At 37.0% G+C, this 21,395-nt stretch carries 19 protein-coding genes and 1 other annotated feature; of the genes, 3 read left to right on the top strand and 16 right to left on the bottom strand.

Going from position 1 to position 21,395, the window contains the following annotated elements; genetic code table 11:
- Window positions 1–358: 358 nt before the first annotated feature.
- The 6 genes from JOC49_RS08965 to JOC49_RS08990 form a co-directional block, all read right to left on the bottom strand.
- A complete protein-coding gene (locus JOC49_RS08965; protein ID WP_204664503.1) occupies window positions 359–937 on the bottom strand; it encodes an indolepyruvate oxidoreductase subunit beta in 579 nt (192 codons plus the stop codon).
- A gap of 2 nt (window positions 938–939) precedes the next feature.
- On the bottom strand, window positions 940–2,718 hold the full coding sequence (gene iorA, locus JOC49_RS08970; RefSeq protein ID WP_204664505.1) for an indolepyruvate ferredoxin oxidoreductase subunit alpha: 1,779 nt from the start codon (window positions 2,716–2,718) through the stop codon (window positions 940–942).
- A 29-nt stretch (window positions 2,719–2,747) separates the two neighbouring features.
- Window positions 2,748–3,659: a bifunctional enoyl-CoA hydratase/phosphate acetyltransferase gene (locus tag JOC49_RS08975; RefSeq protein WP_204664507.1), complete on the bottom strand. Its 912-nt coding sequence runs from the start codon at window positions 3,657–3,659 to the stop codon at window positions 2,748–2,750.
- A gap of 163 nt (window positions 3,660–3,822) precedes the next feature.
- Window positions 3,823–4,944 carry a tetratricopeptide repeat protein gene (locus JOC49_RS08980; RefSeq protein ID WP_204664509.1) on the bottom strand — a complete coding sequence of 374 codons (1,122 nt, stop codon included), beginning with the start codon at window positions 4,942–4,944 and terminating at the stop codon, window positions 3,823–3,825.
- A gap of 11 nt (window positions 4,945–4,955) precedes the next feature.
- On the bottom strand, window positions 4,956–5,777 hold the full coding sequence (locus JOC49_RS08985; protein ID WP_204664511.1) for an NAD(+)/NADH kinase: 822 nt from the start codon (window positions 5,775–5,777) through the stop codon (window positions 4,956–4,958).
- Entirely contained in the window at window positions 5,774–7,549 is a 1,776-nt protein-coding gene (locus JOC49_RS08990) for a B12-binding domain-containing radical SAM protein (RefSeq protein ID WP_204664513.1), read from the bottom strand. Before JOC49_RS08990 ends, JOC49_RS08985 begins: the two co-directional genes overlap by 4 nt.
- 119 nt (window positions 7,550–7,668) lie before the next feature.
- On the opposite strand from JOC49_RS08990, the gene JOC49_RS08995 reads away from it, so the two are divergent.
- A complete protein-coding gene (locus JOC49_RS08995) occupies window positions 7,669–8,172 on the top strand; it encodes a hypothetical protein (RefSeq protein ID WP_204664515.1) in 504 nt (167 codons plus the stop codon).
- A 15-nt stretch (window positions 8,173–8,187) separates the two neighbouring features.
- Complete coding sequence (locus JOC49_RS09000; RefSeq protein ID WP_204664517.1) at window positions 8,188–8,541, top strand: response regulator; 354 nt, start codon at window positions 8,188–8,190, stop codon at window positions 8,539–8,541.
- 42 nt (window positions 8,542–8,583) lie between these two features.
- On the opposite strand, the gene argS is transcribed toward JOC49_RS09000, so the two are convergent.
- Window positions 8,584–10,281: an arginine--tRNA ligase gene (gene argS, locus JOC49_RS09005; RefSeq protein WP_341534672.1), complete on the bottom strand. Its 1,698-nt coding sequence runs from the start codon at window positions 10,279–10,281 to the stop codon at window positions 8,584–8,586.
- A gap of 46 nt (window positions 10,282–10,327) precedes the next feature.
- Window positions 10,328–10,527, bottom strand: a binding site (T-box leader).
- 129 nt (window positions 10,528–10,656) lie between these two features.
- On the opposite strand from argS, the gene JOC49_RS09010 reads away from it, so the two are divergent.
- Entirely contained in the window at window positions 10,657–11,475 is an 819-nt protein-coding gene (locus tag JOC49_RS09010; protein WP_204664521.1) for a rhomboid family intramembrane serine protease, read from the top strand.
- Window positions 11,476–11,477: 2 nt separating this feature from the next.
- Here the strand turns inward: JOC49_RS09010 and JOC49_RS09015 are convergent, their stop codons facing one another.
- The 9 genes from JOC49_RS09015 to JOC49_RS09055 form a co-directional block, all read right to left on the bottom strand.
- The gene (locus JOC49_RS09015) at window positions 11,478–12,488 is read right to left on the bottom strand and encodes a 5-oxoprolinase subunit C family protein (protein WP_204664523.1); all 1,011 of its coding nucleotides are present in this window, start codon (window positions 12,486–12,488) and stop codon (window positions 11,478–11,480) included.
- A gap of 19 nt (window positions 12,489–12,507) precedes the next feature.
- Window positions 12,508–13,146, bottom strand: a complete 639-nt coding sequence (gene pxpB / locus JOC49_RS09020; protein WP_204664525.1) for a 5-oxoprolinase subunit PxpB — start codon at window positions 13,144–13,146, stop codon at window positions 12,508–12,510.
- Window positions 13,143–13,877 (bottom strand): 5-oxoprolinase subunit PxpA, encoded by a 735-nt coding sequence (locus JOC49_RS09025; protein WP_204664527.1) that lies wholly within the window; start codon window positions 13,875–13,877, stop codon window positions 13,143–13,145. Before JOC49_RS09025 ends, pxpB begins: the two co-directional genes overlap by 4 nt.
- Window positions 13,878–13,886: 9 nt before the next feature.
- Complete coding sequence (locus JOC49_RS09030; protein WP_204664530.1) at window positions 13,887–16,256, bottom strand: endonuclease MutS2; 2,370 nt, start codon at window positions 16,254–16,256, stop codon at window positions 13,887–13,889.
- Between the two features lie 75 nt (window positions 16,257–16,331).
- Entirely contained in the window at window positions 16,332–16,877 is a 546-nt protein-coding gene (locus JOC49_RS09035; protein ID WP_204664532.1) for a cell division protein ZapA, read from the bottom strand.
- 79 nt (window positions 16,878–16,956) lie between these two features.
- Window positions 16,957–17,793, bottom strand: coding sequence for a CvfB family protein (locus tag JOC49_RS09040; protein ID WP_204664534.1), 837 nt, complete (start codon window positions 17,791–17,793; stop codon window positions 16,957–16,959).
- A 62-nt stretch (window positions 17,794–17,855) separates the two neighbouring features.
- The gene (locus JOC49_RS09045) at window positions 17,856–18,056 is read right to left on the bottom strand and encodes a cold shock domain-containing protein (RefSeq protein ID WP_279381208.1); all 201 of its coding nucleotides are present in this window, start codon (window positions 18,054–18,056) and stop codon (window positions 17,856–17,858) included.
- 183 nt (window positions 18,057–18,239) lie between these two features.
- A complete protein-coding gene (locus JOC49_RS09050) occupies window positions 18,240–19,862 on the bottom strand; it encodes an ATP-binding cassette domain-containing protein (RefSeq protein WP_204664536.1) in 1,623 nt (540 codons plus the stop codon).
- Window positions 19,863–19,954: 92 nt separating this feature from the next.
- The gene (locus tag JOC49_RS09055; protein WP_204664537.1) at window positions 19,955–21,298 is read right to left on the bottom strand and encodes an MATE family efflux transporter; all 1,344 of its coding nucleotides are present in this window, start codon (window positions 21,296–21,298) and stop codon (window positions 19,955–19,957) included.
- Window positions 21,299–21,395 lie beyond the last annotated feature (97 nt).

Raw genomic sequence — 21,395 nt, forward strand, 5'->3', positions numbered from 1 at the left:
CGAAACCCGTTATCACTTTTCTTTTGAAGTTTCCCTCAACTGAATTGCGTTTGGTTTTTTTCATTTAAGCTGTTCAATTTTCAAGGTTCTCTTTTTGAAAATACAATCGCCTCATATGTGTTGCGGCGACTCATTTATAATACCACCATTCATTTTCAATGTCAAGATGTTTTAAACGTCTTAACCAAACTTTTTTCACATTGTTTTTACAAGAAGTTTACTTGGAAACGTATGGTGCTTTAAGATAATAACACCCTTCTTTCATCAAGTCAATACTTCTTAAAAAAGTAATATTATTCTGATAATTCACCTAAAAAAAAAAACGCGCCCTAATCCGGACGCGGTGATTTTTTCAACATTAAACTTGAGCCATACCTAATTTTAACGCTTTTATATTAATGTCAATAAACTTCTCTTTAACCGTTTCTTTAATGACTTCTTCCCAGTTTACAACATCTTGAAGATCCATAGCCTTTAACAATGCACCAACAACTATAACATTCATTGTTTTAACATTTCCAAGTTCTTCAGCAAGTTCTGCTGCTTTAAAGACAGTTGTTTTTAATTTCCCTGAAATATCCTCAATCACACCTTTTGGATAATTCACAGCTCCAGTTAAAATTGGCGCTGATGGAATCTGATATGCATTCATTACAACATGACCTTCCGGTTTAATATATTCAAGCCATCTAGATGTTTCCATTGTTTCAAACGAAACAAGTACATCTGCTTGTCCCTTACCTATAATAGGTGAGTGTACTTTTTCGCCATACCTAACCTGAGTCGTAACACTTCCACCTCTTTGCGCCATACCATGAACTTCACTCATTTTTACATCGTATCCCGCTTTAATTAAACCTGTTGCCAATATTTTAGAAGCCAAAATAATACCTTGACCCCCTACGCCGCACAATAAAATGTTCTTATTATCACTCATCTTTATTCACCAACCCTTTCGATTGCATCAAACGGACAAGCTTGAAGACAAACTTCACATCCAACGCACATATACTTATCGATTTTCGCTTTTTTTGTTTCATTGTCAAAACTAATCGCTGGACAACCTGTTTTTGTGCAAATTTTGCATCCGCGACATTTGTCTTCGACAACATGACAAAGTTTTTTCGATAAATCAAATTCTTTTAAGTCTTCTGGTGAAAATGATTTTAGAACACATGGCCAACGTGTAATGATCACAGAAGGACCTTCAAACTCAAAGGCATCATCTATCGCTTGGTTCATTTCATCTAATTTAAGCGGATTTACTGTCACCACATGTTTGATTCCAATCGCTTTAACAAGTGCTGGAATATCAATTGGATTTGTAGCGTCTCCTTCCAATGTATATCCAGAACCTGGGTTTTCCTGATGTCCTGTCATGCCAGTAATTCTATTATCTAAAATCACATTGACAGTATTTCCACCGTTATAGGCGGTATTGATCAGAGAATTTACGCCAGTATGGAAAAATGTTGAATCTCCAATTACAGAAACCACACGTTTGTCCACGTTATGGCGTTCAAATGCTTTTTTAGCACCATGCCCCATTGAAATGGAGGCACCCATACAAATAACAGAATCTGTTGCATTTAAAGGTTCTGATGAGCCCAAAGTATAACATCCGATATCACCGGTGATAACAACATTTTTCTTTTTACTCAGTGTAAAGAAAAAGCCTCGATGTGGACAACCCGCACACAAAGTAGGTGGTCTTCCCACAATCAAATCGTCGTTTGGATGAACTGTTTCACGTTCTTCACCTAGAAGTGCTTTAGCAACAATATCTGGATTAAGTTCGCCAACTCTTGGCACTTTATCTTTACCGATACAAGAAATCCCAGCTGCTTTCATTTGCTCTTCAATGTAAGGTTCGAGTTCTTCAATTACATAAAGTGTTTCAACCTCTTTTGCAAATGACCTAATTTTATCCATTGGCAATGGATGCGTAAAGCCAAGTTTCAAGTAGGACGCACTTTCACCAAACACTTCACGTGCATAAGTATAAGCAACACCAGATGTTACAATACCAATTTTTTTACTGCCCCATTCAATTCGATTTAGTGGTGTCTCATTTGAAAATGCTTCCATTGCTTTCAATTTATCTTCAACAATAGGATGAAGAATTCTAGCATGGGCAGGCGCTGCTATAAATTTTTGTGGTTTTTTTACATAAGGTATAATCGGTACCTCTTGACGTTCTTCAAAATCCACAAGGCCTTTAGAGTGACAAACACGTGTGGTCATTCTAAACAATACTGGAACGTCAAATTTTTCGGATATTTCAAAAGCCGACTTCATGAAATCTTTTGATTCTTGAGAGTCACTAGGCTCCACACATGCAATTTTTGCAAATTTAGCATAGTATCTGTTGTCTTGCTCATTTTGTGAGCTGTGGCATCCTGGATCATCAGCAGAAACCAAAACTAGGCCTCCCGTAATACCTGTATAACCAATTGTAAACAGCGGATCTGCAGCAACATTCACCCCAACATGCTTCATAGCAGCCAAAGTTCTTACACCTGCCATTGATGCCCCAATTGCCGTTTCTAGGGCAACTTTTTCATTATTCGCCCATTCCGCAGTCAATACATCTTTGTATTGAGCCATATTTTCCAAAATCTCTGTACTTGGCGTTCCAGGATATGCACTGGCATATGATACACCTGCTTCATAAGCACCTCTTGCAACCGCCTCATTCCCTGTCATTAAATGCTTCATGTTATTATTCTCCTTATCTTTTGATCCATTTACTTAGAATTCGCCGCAATCACACTGCCCAAAGCAATGGAATTCAATTTCGCTTCATAACTATCTGCTCTAGAAACCAAGACTACAGGTACCTTTGCCCCCATAATAACACCTGCAGATTCAGCCCCAGCCAAATAAGTCAAAGTTTTTCCAATACCATTGCCAACTTCAATTGTCGGTACCACCAAAACATCTGTGTCTCCAGCAATTTCACTTTTAAAATTTTTAATTTGAGCTGCTTCTCTTGACACAGCCAAATCCATTGCCAAAGGACCTTCTATAATAACACCCTCGCCAAAGTAACCTTCTCTTGAAAGATCTTGAAGTTTACGTGCATCCACTGTTGCCAGCATCTTCTCGTTAACTTTTTCTTTGGCCGCCAAAGCTGCCACCTTAACCACTTGAGTCCCCATAGCTCTACAAGCATCTATAGCATTTTGAGTGATTTTAACCTTTTCATCAAATCCCGGTTCAATATTCATGCCACCATCTGTCAAGAATAAGAGTTTATGATAGTGAGGCACTTCATAAATCATAACATGGCTTAGTAACCGGTCTGTTCTTAAGCCAATTTCCTTATCTAAAACTGCCTTTAAAAGGATAGATGTATCAATAAGGCCTTTCATTAGAAAATCGCCTACGCCATCGGAAACCAATTTTACTGATTTTCTAGCAGCCTCCACTAAATCTGGTTCGTTCAAAAGTTCATAAGAATCAATACGCAATGACTGTTCTTTTGCAATTTGCTGAATTGCCCCCGCATCTCCTACGAGTATTGGTTTGACCAACCCTTCTTCAGCTGCTTTACAAACAGCATAAAGCACATCTGCATCTTGAGCAGCTGCGACTACAAGAGTCATGGTCTCTCCGGTTTTAGCCGCGTTCAATAGATCACTGACACTTTTAATCATAGACACCACACCTTCTTAAAATATTTTGTATGTGTTCAACTTTTTTTTGAAACTCAATTCATTTTACACTATAATTAGGCACACATCAATAGATGGAGCTGTTAAAACTATGTCAAAATTTAAAATCCCAGAATCACATACCTGACTCTGGGATTATAACCCTTTAATTCAACTGACTGTTAAGGTGATTCAACCACATTTTAGCAACATCATCATTAGAATTGATTTCCAAAGCTTGATTAAACCATGCTCTTGCTGCATCTATTTCACCTATTGTAAAATCGACAATGCCTATATTCACAATAAACTCCGAACTATTTGGTGCTATACGATGTGCTTCTTCGAAATAGGATCTGGCCATTTTAAAATCACCAACTGAAAGGAAACAAATACCAACCTCATTCATACTCTGTACATGGCCAGTATTTAATGTGAGCACTTTCAAAAAGTAAGGAATTGCATCGTCATATAGTTCTTTCATGCGATAAGCAACGCCTATGAAAAAATTTAGTTCCCACCAATCATCATGATCTTCCTCAAGTGTTTTTAGGAGTTCTAACCCTTCTTCAAGCCTTTGTGCCAAAATCAAATTTCGGCCATTTTCAAATAGGGCTTTATCTCTAACACGTCCCATTGCCTCTACGATTTCAGACCGCCTATCGACGCTTATGTCGCCCCCTAATGCTTTGCGCCATGCTGCTTCAGCCTTTAAAAAAGAAGCTTCATTATAATAGCAAAATCCCAGATGATAATACGCATCGTAAAAATTTGGATGGTTATCAACTGTTTGTTCAAAATATACCTTAGCCATACGCTGGAGTTCTTCCGATTCTTTCTTGAACGATAAATCCATATAGCATCGCCCAATATTGAAAAGTGCATCTAAATTAATCGGATCAATTGCAAGCACAGCATTAAAATACATTATGGCCAATTCATACGCTTCATTTTCGGCATAGAGCACTGCATCATTTAAGATCAAACCTAAAACATTCACATCCAGTGCCTGTATTAATTTTCCATAGTAGGGTACAAATGTCTTTTCATCTTTTCCTACACCCAAATAAATAACAATCCCTTTGATGAGAGCCACAGGAGGTATCTGTTCGTATGACTGGCTTTTTATATTTGATGCTAGATCTTCAACACTAACTGGCAGCGGAATTTCTGGATCTAACATCATGGTCCCCACCTGTATATGAGAATCTGATTTTAGCTCTATGAAAACGATACGGTCAAGTTGCTTTTCTAGAAATTTTTGTTGATATGCTTTGTACGAAGCCATTTCAATCTCCTTTATTCTAAAACTCGTCTAATATTCTTATCAATAATTTTACGTTTAAAAAGATCAAAGTAATCAAACGCATCAGATTTAATAACATGAACTTTCACATCATCTGCTACTTTCACATGAATGTCTTCTATATACTCATCAGACAATTTGTTGCCATCACACGCTACGATAACTTTTCTTTTATGTGCATTTACAACCTTGATATCAATGTAAGTGTCCTCAGGAAGAATCATAGTTGAGCCCATAGGACGGTTCACGCTGTTATCATTTGGTGTTAATGGCGTAATCTGAAACACAGGTAAATCTGTGTGCATAACAGCACCACCAGCCCAAATTGCATATCCAGTTGCACCTATAGGTGTAGATATAATAAACCCATCCCCAGTAAAATAATTAAATGCCCTTGAGTTAAAATAAACTTTAGCTTCCATCAATTTAGGCTCAACATGTTTAATAATTATTTCATTAAACGCATAGTCTGTATAGACTTCACCGCTCAAAGTTCTGGAATTTACAATAAGAAGTGGGTATTCTACAACCCGATAGTTTTTCCCATCTAGCACTTCAAAAATCTGATCGATTCGATCTGGCATAATCGTTGTCAAAAATCCTAAAGTTCCTGTGTCAATACCAACAAAAGGTGTCTTAAAATGCTTATACCGTCTAATGGCACTTAACATAGTCCCATCACCGCCAATTACAACAATCACATCAGGATTCTCTCTGACAATCATTTTACCGCTTTTTTCAAGCAAAGGTACCAACTGATTCTTTACCTGTATGGATATTGGCCTACTATTTGAATGTATTAAAATTCGTTTCATGAGGCATCTCCTTTAAATAACTGAATTCCCAATTTTAAAAATGCGTAAGGTTTTTTCATGTTGAATACAACAACAGAATTCGTCTCCGGAATAAGGGATGAAGTCTCTGAAATCCATCCGACCACATCGTGTTTAAAAACGACAAACTCCAAATATTTCAGCATTTCTTTTGGCGTCACAGGGTCATCTTCATCTACAAAATGATTTTTAACGTCTTGCATATCCAATATTTCAATACGTCGTTTGTTGAATCTGGGAATATCGGGATAATGGAATAAGTCCCTCTGGCCTCTCAGTCCAGAAGCATAATAATCATATTTCAATAAGTCGTTAAATACCTGCTCATCTCCAGAATCCACCACGGATTTGTAATAAGCGTCTAGATAGAGGTATAAGTTAAATGTTGAAATAGGTACATTTAACAATCCTCTGCTAAAAAACCATTTTCTTAAAGAAAGAAAAAGTTCACTGGGTTTATTTCCCGTTTTCATTAATAACCATTTAAAAGAGACCTTAAACCGTTCAGAATTATGATACCACTCCACCAATTTTTCCACTTCTTTCAAGACAGCAAGATCATCAAAAGAAATATAGTTATTTTCCAACACTTCATAAGGTGTCTCTCTACGAACTTTGTAACCATACCTGTCTTTTTGACCATATAGAGCAGTCCCTTTAAGCACCTTTAAAAAACCAAGTTGCAGTTGATTTGCGCCTAAATTATAAGCATCATCAAAAGATTTTAAAAACCGTTTGTAAGACTCTAGAGGCAAGCCTGCAATCAAGTCCACATGAACATGTGTTTTTTGAGTTTTTATGAGTTCTTGAATATTTTCCTTCAACTGTTCAAAAGGTATATTTCTATTAATCGCTGTTAGTGTTGATGTACATGTGCTTTGAATGCCAATTTCAAATTGGAACAATCCTTTTCGGCCTTTTGAAACAAGCGCAAAATAATCAGAGTCCAACAAATTGCCATTGATCTCAAAATGAAAATTGGTAACCCCATTATCATGGTCTACGAGATACTGCATAATAGAAAGTGCATGTTTTTTATCAAGGTTAAATGTGCGATCCACAAATTTAACTTGAGGGACTTGCCACTCTAGGAACTTTTTCATATCACTGTACACACGTTCAAGCGATAACCGTCTGACCCCTTTAAGTGAAGACGATAAACAATATGAACATGAATAAGGGCATCCTCTTGTGCTTTCATAATAGACAATTCTATTTGAAAATGCATCCATACTCTCATACGGAAAAGGAAGACTGTCCAAATCAGAAACAATTACTGGTGTTGGCGCCACTACTGAATATCGAGTTGCAATACCGGGAATATGATGTAATGTATCCAGAGCATTGCCACTTAAAAAATGTCTCACTGCAGCCGTAAAACTTTCTTCACCTTCACCACAAAAGACCCCATGTATAGCGGGTAAATTAGACATTTGTTCAAAGGGATTATACGAAACTTCAGGCCCTCCCAAAAAAATCAAAGTTTCGGGATTCAATCTGTTATAGTTTTCAATTAAAACTGTCAGAAGTTCAATATTCCATATATAAGCAGAAACAAATACGACGTCATATCGCCCCCTATGCATCTCTGATAAAACTGGATCCATATCGTTGTTAATTGTAAATTCTCTCACGTCAATTGTCACATTTGAGTCAGGTTTTTTAAGGTTTTGAACCCAATATCTATAAATAGAGTGTATGGCTAAATTTGAATGTATATATTTTGAATTTAAGGTCATTAAAAGTATTTTCATATTCGCTTCCTTTCCTTAATCAAGTATAACATGAGATTCAAGTGACTGGAATTTATAATTTCATTATGACACGATAAAATAATATGTTATACTTTAAATATATAAGCAGGAGGTATTTTATGGCAATTATGTCTTCAAGACTCATCCGACACGAGATCTGCAAAGAAGAATTTCAAAAAATGGGTGCTCGAGTTATAGACATCCAGGGCATTATGTTTTTAGTGAAATTCGATCTTGGTGGCAATCGTATTACGTATGCCTACCATTTAAATGAAGACAATACCTTCTTCGTTGAGAGAATCAAACCCTATTTATTGAGTATTGGAGACTTTCAGTACGAGGAAGATATCGTCGACATTATCCGTGTTGATGTTGAACAATTTAGAAACGCAATGAATTCATCGAATTTTAAACAATTTATTGAAATAGACAATCACTTGACCAAACTGGTCAGATTGTTCGAAGACCTTTATTTGTACTACAATATTAGCAAAGAAGACTTAAAAGTCCTCGACGGCTCTGTAGACTGCGTCTTAGAGAGCATCAAAGATATTATGCGTCATTCTGACCGCGTCTACACCAAAAAAGATCCTGAAGTATTAAGAGAGGATATTGAATTTTAAAAACAGGGGGTGGAAATGAAAATACTTCATTTTGAGTACAGTGTCTTTTTTAGAAGAGTCATCCACGATATGATTACCAATCAAGGACATGACTATACCGGCACTGACACAATTGACTCATTAAAGAAACTTCTGGTTGAAAATCAATACGATGTCATATTCACTGGTATGGAATTAACAGACGGTAGTGCAGAAGAATTGCTAGAAAAGCTCAAACACCTAGCCCACCCAAAAATTCCTGTTGTCATTATTACATCAAGCGAGGTAAAAGACGTTACCCATCGCTTGAAAAATTTAGATTTTAGTGATTTTATCCTCAAAGAAAATCTAACCAAAGATACTTTGAACCGGTGTCTCAGAAGACTATAAAAAAACACCAACCTATTCCAAAATTATAGGTTGGTGTTTTTCTTACATTTGTTCAGGTGCATCAAGGCAAACCAAATGCAACGCATTCTTTAAGACAATTTTACTGCTATAAACAAGTGCCAATCTTGCATTTCTTAGTGCTTTATCTTCCACAAGTATTGAGTTGTCATGATAAAAACGGTTAAAGGCTTGAGCAAGATCCACTGCATATCGCGCCACAGTATGCGGTTCATAGTTCTTATGTGCCAGCACAACAATTTCATTGAACTTCGCCAAAATTCTAACAACTTCTTTTGAAGCAGGGTCTGACAAAACACCATACTCTATATCTGAAAGAGGATCAAACTCAGCTTTTCTCAAAACACTGCAGGCACGTGCATGTGTATATTGCACATAAGGTCCCGTTTCCCCTTCAAAAGATAACGTTTTATCTAAGCTAAACGCATAGTCTTTTGTTCTCGAAGTATACAATTCTTGGAAGACAACAGCCCCAATGCCAATAGATTTAGCCACCGATGCTTTATCAGACAAGTCTGGATTTTTTTCATTAATTATCTCAAGTGTCTTCTCAACTGCTTTGTCTAAAACATCTTCTAAAAACACAACATTTCCTTTACGTGTGGAAAGGGACCCTTCTTCTAAGGATACCATTCCAAATTCAACATGAACACAATCTTTACTCCAAGCATGTCCCATCAGTTCAACAATTTTGATCCACTGCTGAAAATGAAGTTTTTGAGCACTGCCAACCACATATATGTTTTTATCAAAATCATAAGTGTCTTTCCTATATTTTGCTGCTGCAAGGTCCCTTGTCATGTATAGGGTTGAGCCATCTTTCTTAGTAATTAAAGCTGGTGGCATACCATAGGGTTCAAGGTCAACAATTTCTGCTCCCTCTGATTTTTGAACAATTTTCTTTTCCCTAAGTTCATCCAAAATGGCCTGCATTTTATCTGAGTAAAAGCTTTCCCCAGCATAAGAGTCAAAAGTAACGCCTAGCTTATCGTAAACCCGATTGAATACTTTCAAAGACATTTCTTTAAAAAGTGTCCAAAGCTCAACAGCTTCTGGATCGTTATTCTCTAATTTTGTAAACCAACTTCTCGCTTCATCTTCAAGTTCTGGGTTTTCTTCAGCTTCCTGGTGAAACTTCACATAAATCTTAAGCAGTTCAGGAATTGGATCTTTTTCAATGGTCTCTCGATCTCCCCAAAGTTTAAAAGCGACAATTAGTTTTCCAAATTGAGTTCCATAATCTCCCAAATGATTAATGGCAACCGTATCGTATCCTAGAAAATCATAAATTCTTCTGAGCGACTCACCAATCATAGTACTTCGAATATGGCCCATATGAAATGGCTTTGCAATATTTACAGATGAATACTCAATAATTGTTTTTTTATCTTCCCCGACATCAGAACTGCCATAATACTCTTTTTGTGCCATAACCGCTTCTAAAATATTTTGTGCAAAGTGACTTGTACTTACTTTAAAATTTAAAAACCCAGAAATAGCTTCAACTGACGCCAGTGTATCTGGCAAATTAATTTGATCCACAAATGTCTGTGCAATAACTTGTGGCGCTTGTCTCATTTCCTTCGAAAGTTTAAAACAAGGAAAAGCATAGTCACCCATATCTGTGTTTTTGGGATGTTCTACTAGATTTCGAATTTCCTCCAGTGTCATACTTGGCACTAAAGGGTGTAGCAGTTCAGCAATACTCATTTTATAATCGATCATAATGTCCTCCTTTTATCAAAAAAATAAAAACGCCTCTTGATTGACAAGAGACGAATAATCCGCGGTACCACTCTAATTGAAATTAATTTCCACTTAAGACCGTATAACGTCGGTTAACCGTTCTTCAACCAGGGCCAAAGAATTCTCATGGGCTCTCTTCACAAATAAATATTATCGAACTTCCACCGTCTTCGACTCGCTATTAAGGAATTTAAGTGCTACTGTTCCAATCATAGAATACATATGAATTTGAAATTAATTTTAGCATAACAAATTAACGTTTTCAACCATTTGTGTAAAGTTTTTATGAATTTGTTATAATCGCATTCAATATCCGTTATAATACTACTATCACTTAAAAGGAGCTACTATATGGCAAATTTAAATTATTACAAATCCAAACTCAAACACTTAACATTGACAGAATGGCTCATTGGCATAAACATTTTCATGTTCTTGCTGACACAAGTCATTGATTTCACTTCAGGTGGCGCACTTATTAAATTGGGCGCAAAAGTGAACTTTCTCATTGGTATGGGCGAATTTTGGCGCTTACTTACATCCATGTTTCTTCACGCTGACTTGATGCATTTAATTTTTAACATGCTTGCGCTTTATATTCTTGGAAAGGATATTGAACGTTTCTTTGGAAAAACAAAGTTTCTAATTTTGTATTTTGTTTCAGGTCTAATTGGATCTGCATTTAGTTACCTGCTTGTAAGCAATGTTTCAGTTGGGGCTTCAGGTGCTATCTTTGGTCTAATGGGTGCAAATTTATTCCTGTATAAAATCAATCCAACTGTCTACAAGCGTATTTATGGCACTGACTTTTTAGTCCTGATTGGTCTTAATCTGATTTTAGGATTGATTAGACCAAACATAGATATGGCGGGCCATGTCGGCGGATTAATTGGCGGCTTTACAACTGCATTTGCCCTAGGGTTGCGCCATGAATCCATGAAATCTAAAAAAAGAATCCCTCTTCAAATTGCCGTCGTTCTAATTTTATTAGTGCCTGTTACCATTGCGACTGGTATTCAAAGGCGTAAACCAGAAACTTTTGCCAGCGCAGCTTATTATCATTATTCCGTTGGACACATAAAAACTGCGCATCGTTACATTGATCAAGGTATTGATAAATTTCCTGAATTAGATGACTTAAAATTAATCAAAGATGCTTTAAACCCATAAAATTATAACTTGATTTCCTCTACGCGGGTATTATACGTCATGCCATTTACTTGGATGCGCAGGTCCTCAAAGGCAATCAAGTCTTTTTTTTCGACTTCAGGAAAAGGCATCGCAAACGCATGGTCAACCCACTGGAATTGGATTTGATCGTGTGGCTTTACTTGAGCCATAATGGGCAAATCTGCTGATAGTATCGTCCCAATTTTTGTATACCCACCTGTGGTTTGTCGATCTGCCATCATAATTATGGGGTGTCCATCACCTGGAATCTGGACACTTCCAAAAGCGATGGCATCCGACAAGATGTCTGGTCCCTTTAGGTGTTTCAAAGGATCCCCTTCTAGCCTAATTCCCATTCTGTTGCTCTCATTTTTCACCGTATAAACCTGATTCACAAAAAGCTTAAGTGCCTCTACCGAAAAATAAGTGTCCTGCGGCCCTTTTATAACTCGAATCTTTTTTATTGAACTGTCCAACATTTCAAAATAGCGTCTGTATGGGTTCAATAAACGCCCCTTAAATGGATATATATTGGTATTGGTATTGGTCTCTACTTCTATTTGCATGCCTGAACTGAGCGCTTTTCCATCAATCCCACCAAGTTTTGATTTTTGATCAGTTGCACACGAGCCCAAAAACCAACTTAAATTCTGCCAAATTCCATGAATTGCAAGATAAATTCTAAGTCCAGTAATCATGCTGCCAATCGAAACCTTATCACCTCTTTTTAACGGATAGGATGTCCAACCTTTAACCGAAACCGAATTGATATATATTTCTGCATTTCCACCCGTTATCGCAATTTGAATCGGCTTGTCCGCACGAAACTCAAAGTGTCCCCCAACAACTTCAATTACTGGTGTATGGCAATCATTTCCAGCTAAACTATTGGCGGCAAAATAAGCGTATGCATCCATTACCCCTGCTTGAGAAACACCTTGATCCAACCCCTGAAAACGTCCTTCATCCTGTATCGTGCTAGAAAAACCAGGTTTAATAATCGTTATCGCCATCTTTCCACACCCCACTGCCCTATATAGAACTAAATTTTACCCATTGACCTGCTCGCAAATAAAACGGATTTTTCGACTCTGCATCGAAAAGTTTGACCTTTGTTTTCCCTATTATTTGCCATCCTCCGGGTGAATCTACTGAGTAAATCCCAGTTTGATGATCTGCAATCCCAACAGAGCCTGCAGCTACTTTTAATCTTGGCGTTTTTCGTCTAGGCGTTGCAAGTTTAGGATCCATACCACCTAGATATGGAAATCCAGGTGTAAACCCTATCATATAAATTCTATAAATCGGTGCTGTATGCTTTAAAATAATTTCTTCAACAGAAAGTCCTGTATGTTTTGACACAAATTCCATGTCCTCACCACAATAGTCAACAGGAATCTCCACAATCTCCTTGGTTGTCAAATCAATTAAATGATCTCTACTAAAAAATGAATGGACAAATGCTAGTAATTCTTCTCTCCTAAAAACAGTTGGGTAAAAAAACACACTCACTGAATGATACGTTGAAACAATTGCTCTAACCCCTTTTATATCCTGCTTTAGCAAATTATCTTTAAGCAAAACAACATGTGCATTCATCATAGGGTCTATATGATCTTCTAAATAAATTGTAAGGGCCGAATCCCCCATTAACTTCCAATACCACTTCATATGTTTTTCTCAATCAAAGCATTATTTAATCGTTTGGCTAATTCTAAGGCATGTACACCATCACCATGCAAACAGACTGTGTCTGCTTTTAATGTAATAATTTGCCCATCGACACTTTCAATTGTGCCTGTTTTTATTAAGTGTATCATTCGATTCACTGCCTCATCTACCGAGGTCACAAAAGCGCCTTCAAGTGACCTTTTAACAAGGTGGCCACTTGAATCATAGCCCCGATCCGAAAAGACTTCAGCGTAGAATTGTATGCCAATCCTTTCTGCTGCCACTTGCATTTCACTCCCTGATAACCCATACAATATTATATTCGGATCTAGCTTATGTAGGGCTATGGCAAGCGCTTTGGAAGCTTTAAAATCCCTTGCCAAATCCGTATAAAGTGCACCATGTGGTTTTACATGGGTCAATGGTACAGATAAAAACGTACAGATACCCTTTAGTGCCCCCACTTGGTACAAAACACTATTTACCATCTCGTCAATTGTTAACTGTATTTTCCGTCTACCAAAACCTTGTAAACCCATATACCCCGGGTGTGCACCAACCCGAACCCGATTTTCTTTACAAAGTTTGACCGTATGATACATTACATTTGAATCCCCTGCATGAAATCCACATGCAACATTAGCAGACGTAATAAATGGTATTAAAAGTTCATCGTTTCCCAATTGATATATACCAAAACTTTCCCCCAGATCGGCGTTTAAATCAATCATAGCGTCCCCCTATTTCAGTTCAATGACTGTAGCCCCATTTCCACCCTCATTATAAGCAGCAAATTCATAATGTTTCACATGAGGGTGTCCTCTAAAATGATCCTGCAGTCCTTTTCTCAAAACACCCGTTCCCTTACCATGTATAATACGAACATGACTTAGACTTGAAAGTGCTGCATCATCTAAATACTTGTCCACCTTTAAAATCGCATCTTCTAGATTTTCACCTCTAACATCGATCTCAGGATGAATGCTCATACTGGAAGCCCGTGCTTGTTTTAACTTATTATAAACAGAAGCGTCTTTCTTTTTCTTAGATATGAGAACCAATTGTTTTATATTGACCCCCATTTTCATCAGTCCAACTTGTACAGTCAACTCGCCCTTTTCATTTGGAAGTGTTAATACTGTTCCTTCTTGATTAATGCTGAGAACGCGCACTGAATCGCCAACAATGACATTTTCAGGCGCCATATCGCTTTCTGCATCTGCATCTATTACCTGATCTGCCACATTCCCAAGCTGATCTTGTAGCCTTTTTCGCATGCGCTCTATCTCTTTATTTTTGTCATTTGCATTGGTTTTTTTAATTTCACGCATACTTTTTACAATTTCATCCACTTCATTCTTTGCATTTCTAAGAATATCTTTTGCTTCTTCACGCGCTTTTCGCATCATTTCGTCTCGTTTCAATAACCACTTGTCTTCTTTATCCGATAAAGAAGACTTGAGTTTTTCAACTTCTAATTTTAACCGAGTCGCTTCATTACGTTCAGCCTCTGCAATCTTTCGACTCTTTTCAATACTGGCAATAATGTCCTCAAACTCGATATTATCTTGATGTACATATGCCTTTGCCTGCTCAATAAGGCCATTTCCCAAACCCAATTTTCTCGAAATTTCAAATGCATTGGATTTTCCGGGAATCCCAATTAAAAGTTTATAGGTTGGACTTAAAGATTCTACATCAAATTCAACACTGGCATTTTCAATCCAACTGTTTGAGATGGCATATGTTTTCAGTTCAGAATAGTGCGTGGTTGCTAGGGTTCGTATTTTGCGCTTACCAAGTTCATCCAATATAGCCATTGCAAGAGCTGCACCTTCTGTGGGATCCGTTCCAGCACCCAGTTCATCAAAAAGGACCAGCGATTCAGGTGTGATTTCTTTTAAAATCGAAACAATATTTGTCATGTGGGATGAAAAAGTACTCAAACTCTGTTCGATACTCTGTTCATCACCAATATCTGCAAAAATTTGATCAAATACTGCAATTTCCGTCCCATAGTCTGCAGGAACATGGAGACCAGCCTGAGCCATTAGGGTTAACAAGCCAACCGTTTTAAGTGTTACGGTTTTCCCGCCTGTATTTGGCCCAGTAATCAGCAAAGTGTTAAATTGATCCCCTAGCCATACATTTGAAGGCACAACTTCATCTTTTGGCAAAAGAGGATGCCGCCCATTTTTGATTCTAAAGCTAAGTTTATTGGATAGTTCAGGTTTTACCGCTTTCATTTCCAAAGACAACTTGCCTTTCGCAAAAATAAAATCCAGTTGTCCCAATGTCCTCATATTCAGCTCGAGGTTAACGGCATTATCTGCGACAAATCCTGTTAAAACTCTTAAAATACGCTCAATTTCTTTTGCTTCATCAAGTTTTAGATTCCTCAGCTCATTATTAAGTTCAACCACTGCAATTGGCTCAATATAAACCGTACTTCCTTTGGCAGACTGATCATGTACCAAGCCCTTTACTTGATTTTTGTGCTCACTTTTTACTGGAATCACAAACCGATCTTGTCTGATGGTTACTAAAGTATCTTGTAAATATTTTTGATAAGTTGCAGAAGTAATCATAGATTCAAGCTTGCTTCTTATGCTGGCATTCTTGCTTTCAATGGTCCGTCTAATCCGTTTCAATTCTGGCGAAGCATGGTCTGAAACTTCAGTTTCAGATACAATACAACGCTCAATTTCCTTTTCAAGTTCAGATAAAACATGTAAAGAAGACCCATAATTTGATAAAATACTATATTTCTCAGCATAATTAGCATGTGTCGTCATATATTTTTTTAGGACTCTTGCCGTTCTTAAACTGTCTCCAATTTCCATAAGTTGTTTGGGAGACAAAACGCCTCCAATTCGCGCCATTTTAAGCGAATTTTCTTGATTATAGATCGGGCCAATTGGTGGCGTTCCAAACTGAATCATCATATCTACTGCTTCACTGGTTTCATTTTGCATTTCGCGAATAGAGTCAATCGCTTTTTCTGGCTTTAAAGTTTCACATAGAGTCTTTCCCAGGGTAGAAGTTGCTTTTCCGGAAAGCATAGTCATTATTTTAGTATATTCCAATACGCGCAAAGTACGTTCTTTCATGTGCATTCCCTCCAATCAATTGAAACCAATTATAGCTATAAAAAAAGTGCCCAAAACAGGCACTTTTGCTCCGGACTATTCATCTGATTCTTCTTCAAAATCTATCATACCAACGTGCATGTCAGTCGACGAAATTTCTTTTTCCAATTCAAGGACTTCATCGCGTGACTTTTTAAGGTTCTCCTCTTTCTGTTTAAGATCGTAATCCAACTTTTCCATTCTACGTCTCAGTTGCGAAACCCCTGTTTCATAAATACTAGAACTGTCAATCAATTTTGAAAACTCTTTCACCATTTTTTCATACGCCTGACTGCGTCTTTCAAACTCAGTAACGACAGCATCTAACTCATCTCTAGCACTTTTTAGTTCATATTGAGGCGAATTAATTCGACGTTCAAGTTCTTCTTTTTCTGATTTGATTTTATGGTATTCATCCGCCACATTTAATGCTGTCAAAACACCTATCATAGATGTGCTTAATTTTTTATTGCCGTCAAAAATTTCACGCATTTTGTCATCCACATAATTTGCAACCTTCTGCATATGCTCTCTGGAATCATCACTGACCAGTGTATAGTCCCTATCCATAATTTTAACTGTGACTTTGTTTTTTTGCGTCATAAGAATACTCCTTGAACTTTTGTCATCCTCTTTTTATTATACTAAAAAATAACAAGTATGACACAACTATTTGAAGAAATTATGAGATTAATCGGATTCCATCTTCAAAAAGTTCGATTTTTCCTTCTTTCAAAAGCTTTCCAACGGCTCTCTTAAAGGCTCTTTTACTAATGTTTAGTCTCTTTTTAATAATTTCCGGCGGGGTATCATCGTTGAGGTACAAAATACCTTCAGATGACTCAAGTGCATCTAAAATCAATTGAACATCGTCGTTGATTTGAATCTGCGCCCTTTCGCGTATGCTTAAATTTATTTTCCCATCTTCTCTAATTTTTGTAATTCGGGCCGTAATTTGGGCACCTTCTTTAATTTCTTTATAAATTTCATGTTTTGGAATCATGCCATGAAACTGATTCTCTACGGCTACAAACGCACCCATTTCATTTGAAAGTTCATAAACGGTTCCCTTAACATGGTCACCCACTTTCATATTTTCTTGTACAGTTAAATGGTTATAAATCTTCATGGTTCCAAACAATTTTTGTTCTGAATCTATCTCAATTCTAACCAAACATTTCTGGCCTTTTTGTGGGTTTCCTTTGGTTTCGTTGAATGGCATAAATAAGTCTTGCCCGACACCCATATCAAGAAATGTTCCAGATTTAATACTTCCAGTTACAGGGAGCATTCCGATTTCACCCAGCTGTAGTTTGGGAACAGATGTGGTTGCAACAATGCCTTGTTCTATGTCTTTGTAAACAAAAACCGAAATTTCAGAATCTTGTTTCAAATTTTGATCTATTCCTTTAGCAGGAAGTAATATTTCATTTTCGCCATTAATCTCATCGCTTAAAAAAATACCATAATTTGAAATTCGATTGACATATAATTTTTGTATTTTTCCAATTTGGATCATAATTTTATCCTTTCACGTCATTCATTTAAAAAAGCCTCGGCTATGCCGAGGCTTTGGCTTAACTATCTGATTGGTGTTACGTTCTCAGCTTGAGGACCTTTAGGACCTTCAGCGATTTCAAAAGTAACAGCTTCGCCTTCTTCCAAAGACTTAAAACCTTCTTTGTTGATTTGTGAGAAGTGTACGAAAACATCTTTTCCGTCTTCTCCAGTGATAAATCCAAATCCTTTTTCTGAGTTAAACCATTTTACAGTGCCGTTCATCATGACGTGCCTCCAAATTTTAATATTTCCTTAAAAACCTGATAGAAAAAATATTAATAAAATCCTGGAAGCTAAAACTCTAAAAAGAATCTGGCTTTCCTAACTTTTAAATTAATCTTTTTTTCTTGTGGATCTAAGGTACGTCTTAATAATACACTTTTTGCATCGAGTTTGCAAGGGTTTTTAAGTGTTTGGATACATTCCATCAATCTGCAATTGTATTTCTTCAGACTCAAGGAAAACGTCAAAATCAATTTCTTTATCAAAAATACCTGTCGGTGTAATCTCAATAACACGATTTGCTAAAGTTTCGATAAACTTGTGATCATGTGACGTGAATAACATGGTACCCTTGAAAGCAATCAGGCCATTGTTCACTGCTTCAATGGATTCTAGATCCAAATGATTTGTTGGGTCATCCAATAGCAAGACATTTGCTTTTGATAGCATTAATTTTGAGAACATACATCTGACTTTTTCACCACCAGATAAGACATCACATTTTTTAAGAGGCTCATCACCTGAGAAAAGCATTTTGCCTAAAAAACCTCGGATAAACGTTTCTGTCTTTTCTTCAGAAAACTGTCTCAGCCAGTCAATCAAATTGTATTCTACACCATCAAAATACTCTGAATTGTCTTTTGGTAAATAGGCTTGAGATGTTGTAACACCCCATTTAAAAGACCCTTCATCTGGCTCTTCTTCACCCATCAGAATTTTAAAAAGTATTGTCTTCGCATTGTCGTTACGGCTCAAAAAAACAACCTTATCTCCTTTATTAATCGTAAAAGAAACATTATCAAGAATTTTTTCACCATCAACGGTCTTAGAAATACCTTCCACAAGCAAAATGTCTTTGCCCGCCTCTCTCTCAGGCGTAAAACCTACAAAAGGATAACGTCTCGAAGAAGGCTGTATGTCTTCAATATTGATTTTTTCAAGCATTTTTTTTCGAGAAGTTGCTTGTTTTGCCTTTGATGCATTGGAACTAAACCGTGCAATAAAGTCTTGCAGTTCCTTGACCTTTTCTTCTTTTTTCTTGTTTTGTTCTTTGATCAATCTCGACATCAGTTGACTGGATTCATACCAAAAATCATAGTTACCAACAAACATTTTTGCTTTTCCAAAATCAATATCAACCATATGCGTACAAACTTTATTTAGAAAATGTCTATCGTGTGATACCACAATAACAGTTTTATCATAAGTAATCAAAAACTCTTCCAACCAAGCAATCGCTCTAAAATCCAAATGGTTGGTTGGCTCATCCAAAAGCAAAATATCTGGTGCACCAAAAAGTGCCTGAGCCAGCAAAATTTTCACCTTATCATCAGGCTGAACATCTGCCATTTTTCGACTAAAGTTTGAGTTGTGGACGCCCAAGCCATTCAGCAATTTTTCGGCATTGGACTCAGCGTCCCAGCCTTCCATTTCTGCAAATTCACCTTCCAATTCAGCAGCTTTCATGCCATCTGCTTCACTGAAGTCTTCTTTCATATATAAGGCATCTTTTTCTTTCATAACTTCATATAGCCTTTTATGCCCCATAATTACAGTGTCTATAACTGTAAAAGCATCAAATTGGAAATGATCCTGCCTCAATACCGCAAGACGTTCTCCCGGTGTCATGAACACTTCCCCATCCGTTGCATCAATTTCTCCAGATAATATCTTTAGAAATGTTGACTTTCCAGCACCATTGGCACCAATAACACCATAACAATTGCCAGGTGTAAACTTTAAATTCACTTCATCAAATAACTTTCGATCACTAAACCGAAGTCCTAAATTGGTTACTTGTATCACGTCATAACCGCCTTTCAATCAAAATCCTATTGGAACACTCAACTACAAATTATATCATGAATAAAAATAATCACAATGGTTGTAAAGAAAAGTTAATGATTCTCTACAATTTGTTTGCCACGCCAATTTCCACGCATCAATCTAACAAACATAATAATCCCTCTTAAAATTTCATCTGCTGCCATGGCAACCCAGATTCCCACAAGACCAAATCCCAAGTGTACGCCAAGTATATAAGCCCCTAATGTGCTGACACCCCACATGGAAAATATCCCAATAATTACAGGAAAATACACATCCCCAGCTGACTTAAAAGCGTTTATAATCACTAAATTAAAAATTCGACCCAGTTCTACAAAAATGTCCACAAGCAAAATAGTCGCCCCCATTGCAATAATCTCAGGATCTGAAGTGAAAATTGAAATCAAAGGTTTTCTAAACAGAATAAAAACAAAAGACATGGTCAATGTAATGATCACAGAGTATCTTAAAGATCGGAGTGTCAACCGATAAGCAGCATCTTCTTTTCCCGCCCCAATTAAATGTCCTACTATAATGGCATTGGCCTGAGCAAGTGCCAGACTGGCCAAATAGGTAAACCATACCAGTATTTGAACATATATTTTTGTCGTCACAGCCGTTGTCCCCATTAAATTGATCATAGAAAAAATAACCATTTGAGAAAACTGATACGACATGGGCTCACCTGCAGACGGTAGACCCAATTTTACAAACTTAAGAACTTCTGCTTTCGACAACTCAAAATAATGTTTTAATTTAATTCGAATTCTATAATGGCGAATTAAAATATACAACATCACCACAAGCGCAAAACTCCTACTGACTACTGTTGAAATAGCAACGCCACGAACACCAAGAATTGGCAAGCCAAATGGCCCAAATAAAAACACAGCATTTCCCACAACATTTAGAAGATTCATACCAATTGCCAAAAACATCGTTACTTTTGTTTGACCGTGACTCTTTAATATCACAGAGGACACCGTAAAAAGTGCTGGTACAAACAAAAATCCTAAAGTAACATTTAAGTATGCTGCAGTATCTGAATACAATTCCTGCGGCATATGAATCCAACCAAAAATTGCAACTTGAAAAAAATATAGTAACAAAGCAATTGCGCCCGCCAAAAGCACATTAAACCCAAATGCCATGGCATAAATCTGATTAAGCACTTCATTTTTCCGAGCACCTAAATATTGTGTAACCATAATTCCAGTTGCGGCTGACGTCACATTAAATACAATGAGTACAGTGTTTAAAATTTGGTTGGCATTACCCACCGCTGCAACTGCAATATCAGAAAAACGACTGAGCATCATTGTATCTACATTTCCCATAATCATAAACAGCAATACTTCAATAAAAATTGGTATAGCCATTTTAACAACGTTTGTCTGTTCATCAATTCGAATCATTTCTTAGCCTCGTTTCATTTATGTCCGCATAATTTGAACCTTTCTGCTACAGAAGAAAAAGTGCTTTACTCGATTCAAACAAGTAAAGCACTTTGTT

It is taken from the genome of Fusibacter tunisiensis (assembly GCF_016908355.1).
GTDB lineage: Bacteria > Bacillota > Clostridia > Peptostreptococcales > Acidaminobacteraceae > Fusibacter_D > Fusibacter_D tunisiensis.

Bases quoted from the DNA above. Each gene is read 5' to 3' on its own strand.
- JOC49_RS08965 (WP_204664503.1), bottom strand. From the start codon at position 937: ATGAGTGATAATAAGAACATTTTATTGTGCGGCGTAGGGGGTCAAGGT.
- iorA (WP_204664505.1), bottom strand. From the start codon at position 2,718: ATGAAGCATTTAATGACAGGGAATGAGGCGGTTGCAAGAGGTGCTTAT.
- JOC49_RS08975 (WP_204664507.1), bottom strand. From the start codon at position 3,659: ATGATTAAAAGTGTCAGTGATCTATTGAACGCGGCTAAAACCGGAGAG.
- JOC49_RS08980 (WP_204664509.1), bottom strand. From the start codon at position 4,944: ATGGCTTCGTACAAAGCATATCAACAAAAATTTCTAGAAAAGCAACTT.
- JOC49_RS08985 (WP_204664511.1), bottom strand. From the start codon at position 5,777: ATGAAACGAATTTTAATACATTCAAATAGTAGGCCAATATCCATACAG.
- JOC49_RS08990 (WP_204664513.1), bottom strand. From the start codon at position 7,549: ATGAAAATACTTTTAATGACCTTAAATTCAAAATATATACATTCAAAT.
- JOC49_RS08995 (WP_204664515.1), top strand. From the start codon at position 7,669: ATGGCAATTATGTCTTCAAGACTCATCCGACACGAGATCTGCAAAGAA.
- JOC49_RS09000 (WP_204664517.1), top strand. From the start codon at position 8,188: ATGAAAATACTTCATTTTGAGTACAGTGTCTTTTTTAGAAGAGTCATC.
- JOC49_RS09010 (WP_204664521.1), top strand. From the start codon at position 10,657: ATGGCAAATTTAAATTATTACAAATCCAAACTCAAACACTTAACATTG.
- JOC49_RS09015 (WP_204664523.1), bottom strand. From the start codon at position 12,488: ATGGCGATAACGATTATTAAACCTGGTTTTTCTAGCACGATACAGGAT.
- pxpB (WP_204664525.1), bottom strand. From the start codon at position 13,146: ATGAAGTGGTATTGGAAGTTAATGGGGGATTCGGCCCTTACAATTTAT.
- JOC49_RS09025 (WP_204664527.1), bottom strand. From the start codon at position 13,877: ATGATTGATTTAAACGCCGATCTGGGGGAAAGTTTTGGTATATATCAA.
- JOC49_RS09030 (WP_204664530.1), bottom strand. From the start codon at position 16,256: ATGAAAGAACGTACTTTGCGCGTATTGGAATATACTAAAATAATGACT.
- JOC49_RS09035 (WP_204664532.1), bottom strand. From the start codon at position 16,877: ATGACGCAAAAAAACAAAGTCACAGTTAAAATTATGGATAGGGACTAT.
- JOC49_RS09040 (WP_204664534.1), bottom strand. From the start codon at position 17,793: ATGATCCAAATTGGAAAAATACAAAAATTATATGTCAATCGAATTTCA.
- JOC49_RS09045 (WP_279381208.1), bottom strand. From the start codon at position 18,056: ATGAACGGCACTGTAAAATGGTTTAACTCAGAAAAAGGATTTGGATTT.
- JOC49_RS09055 (WP_204664537.1), bottom strand. From the start codon at position 21,298: ATGATTCGAATTGATGAACAGACAAACGTTGTTAAAATGGCTATACCA.